The following is a 3043-nucleotide window of genomic DNA, read 5'->3' as shown; positions in this document are numbered from 1 at the left end:
AATAAAAATAAGCGCTCTATATAGAACACTTATTTTTATAATATTATTTATGCTTAGATAATAAATCTAATATATCCTCCAATTCATCGTAAGGCATTTTATTTAAAGACATATAGTTGTATAATAATGTTCCAATTCCCTGTACTTTTATCTTAGATGGATTTATTTGAACCATATCTAAAACTAATTTTCCACTTCCATTTAATATTGATTTTTGTATCATATCCAATGTATCCTGCAGTATTCCTAATAGCTTATAGTCTCCTATACCTATTTTTGTGTAATCTTCTCTTTGTAATATCGGAATTTGAATAGTTTGAGAAATTACATACATATTAATTAATTTAATCTGACAATAAGTTAATTGTCTAGATAATTTTATTAATCTATTGCATTCGTCTCTATCTAGATTATCTTTAAACATTATGTTTCCAAGTAAATATCCATAATATTTCAATTTACCTTCTTCATGTTCATTTCTAGAAGATATAACAATGCCATTTATTATTTCTTCAGCTAAACATTGACTATTTACGTTTCCCTCGAAAAAATCACCTTTTCTAAGCAAGTTATTTTTATCTAAATTCTCCTTTATCATCTCTAGCGAATAATACAAGGTAGTTAATATTTTTTTACTTTCTTTAAATGTATATGTATTTTCATATATGTCATTTATAAAACCTTCATATAGTTTTTCTATATAATTATTATAATCTTTATGCTGTAATGACTTTAATATACTCCTTATATTGCTGGCTAATTGATCCTGCGATTCAAATATATACTTAACTCCTAAATCTCCCATTTTTCTATCCCCTTTGAATATATTTTATCAACCTAAATTTAATTTAATTGTAGCAAAAACAAAGCAATATAAAAAGCCTTCTAAAAATTATATAATTCTCAGAAAGACTTTTATTATTAAGCACTTTTATTTAGTTCATTAATGGTAATATGTCTTTTAACTCTCTAGAGATTTTCTTATTCAACATATCACTTTGAAGCATATCTATAAATTTACATGTTAAATCTGCATCAAAATGAATTCCAGCACATTTTTTTAATTCAACAATTGCCTGATTATAATCTTTTCTTATATTATACGGCCTTTTTGATGTCATGGCATCAAAGCTATCTACTATAGTTAAAATCCTAGCTAAATATGGAATTTCGTCACCCTTTAAATTACATGGATACCCCGTTCCATCATATTTTTCATGATGGTATTTTATTATAGGTTCAACCGCATTAAAATCTTTTATATTACTTACCAAGTCAGCTCCAAGAGTTGGATGCTGTCTTAAAATATTAAACTCACTTTGAGATAATTTTTCTCTTTTGTTTAATAATTCTTTTGATATTTCTAACTTACCAATATCATGTAAATACGCTGCTAGAAGCAAATCTTTTTTAGCTTGCTCATCTAAATTCAAATATGTCGCAAACTTTTTAGCATAAATAACTACCCTTTCAGAGTGACCATAAGTATATTTATCTTTTTTATTTATTTTATTTAACATACTGGCAATTGATTCTAATGCCTTTTTATCAATACTCTTATCTATTTCATCTAGTATATTATAATATCTTTCAACTCTGTTTTTATCAAAAGACTTTGCTCTGTATAGAGCATTATCTGCAAGTTCAATTAATTGTTTTTTATTTTTAGCAACTTTAGGATAGGTTGCTACACCAATAGAAACTGTTATGTGATTGTTGGGCTGATAATCTTGACCTGTAAAATATGTTTGCTGTATATTTTGACGAATCAATTCCCCTAAATTTAGTGCTGCTTCTTCAGTCTGATCATATAAAATTATAGCAAATTCCTCTCCACCATAACGAGCTACCACTCCAAGTTCACCAACTGTATTTCTCAAAATTTCACCTAATTTTGTAAGAAGCCAATCTCCCTTTTGGTGACCATTTACATCATTATAATTCTTAAAATTATCTATATCCATAAATAATAAAGAAACTTCTTTATCTTCTTTTTGAGAATTAGTTATATATGAGTCTAGCATATCTTGAAAGCTTCTATGATTAAATAAACCTGTAAGCCCATCTTTTACTGCTAGTTCTTTTAATTTTAAATTATAATCATTTTCAATATTAATATATAAAGAAATAATAAAAGATGTTATTAATAAAGAACTTATTAATATTATATCGCCTTCAAAATGCTTAGCTGTATCCATATAACTAAAAATTTGTGTACCATTAAAATTCACAAAGTTGAATGACAGTATTATAAGCGATACTGCAATAGTTATAGCAAAGCTAATTTCTTTTCTATATTGTATAGAAGATATTAAAACAATGATTGTACTAATATATTTAAAAGAGCTACCCGAACCACCTGTTTTTGACATTAAAATAATAAATAGAACTAATAATATAAGGGTTTCTATTATATTATAAATTGTGGGCATATTAAAGAAACTTTTTTCTGTGTTTCCATACATCATCTTTGAGCAAAATATCATAAACGGTGCTATGCAACAAGCCGAAGCAATCATAATAACGATTCCATTAATATCTAAAACCACATTGTAATAACTTATAATATTTAAAGTTGCTAATATAATGTATAAAAATTTTAATCCTATTAAAATTTCTAATATTTTCAATCTTCTTTCATAATCAAATTTATTCATGCATCTTCACCCATATTTCAATAAATTATTATGTATATAACACATCAAAAGAACCATAAGAAAATCTCCTATGGTCCTTTAACCTTTTACTCTTCTCTTAAAGATTTTGGAACTTCAGGTTCAAAGAATATTACAAAACAATATGTACTTGCATTCTTTGCAACTTTAGTAAAGAAATTTGCTAATGCTCCCATTTTCACATCTCCTTTATGAGTTTTTATATTAACGCATAATTAGTTAATACCATACATTAAATCTTACACTTTAATAAAATTTTATCTATAAATAATATAAAATTACTTCCTAACGCTGTTAATGATAATGCCTGCATGTATATACCTAGTATCATACATAATACCAATGAATTTAAATTATATTTATAGATC

General features: G+C 25.7%; 3 protein-coding genes. All 3 read right to left on the bottom strand.

What is annotated here, in order from left to right:
• Positions 1-43: 43 nt before the first annotated feature.
• Positions 44-805: a hypothetical protein gene (locus NSA58_RS18025; protein WP_039678832.1), complete on the bottom strand. Its 762-nt coding sequence runs from the start codon at positions 803-805 to the stop codon at positions 44-46.
• Between the two features lie 130 nt (positions 806-935).
• Positions 936-2657: a bifunctional diguanylate cyclase/phosphohydrolase gene (locus tag NSA58_RS18020; protein WP_052232888.1), complete on the bottom strand. Its 1722-nt coding sequence runs from the start codon at positions 2655-2657 to the stop codon at positions 936-938.
• Between the two features lie 86 nt (positions 2658-2743).
• Positions 2744-2851: a cyclic lactone autoinducer peptide gene (locus NSA58_RS18015; protein WP_074079429.1), complete on the bottom strand. Its 108-nt coding sequence runs from the start codon at positions 2849-2851 to the stop codon at positions 2744-2746.
• Positions 2852-3043 lie beyond the last annotated feature (192 nt).

This window comes from Terrisporobacter muris, from assembly GCF_024621905.1.
Taxonomy (GTDB): Bacteria; Bacillota; Clostridia; order Peptostreptococcales; family Peptostreptococcaceae; genus Terrisporobacter; species Terrisporobacter muris.
The sequence above is the reverse complement of the archived record's forward strand: the minus strand, read 5'-3'. Positions and strand labels throughout refer to the sequence as shown.

Excerpts from the sequence above, each read along its gene's own strand:
- NSA58_RS18025 (WP_039678832.1), bottom strand. The coding sequence starts at position 805 with ATGGGAGATTTAGGAGTTAAGTATATATTTGAATCGCAGGATCAATTA.
- NSA58_RS18015 (WP_074079429.1), bottom strand. The coding sequence starts at position 2,851 with ATGGGAGCATTAGCAAATTTCTTTACTAAAGTTGCAAAGAATGCAAGT.
- NSA58_RS18020 (WP_052232888.1), bottom strand. The coding sequence starts at position 2,657 with ATGAATAAATTTGATTATGAAAGAAGATTGAAAATATTAGAAATTTTA.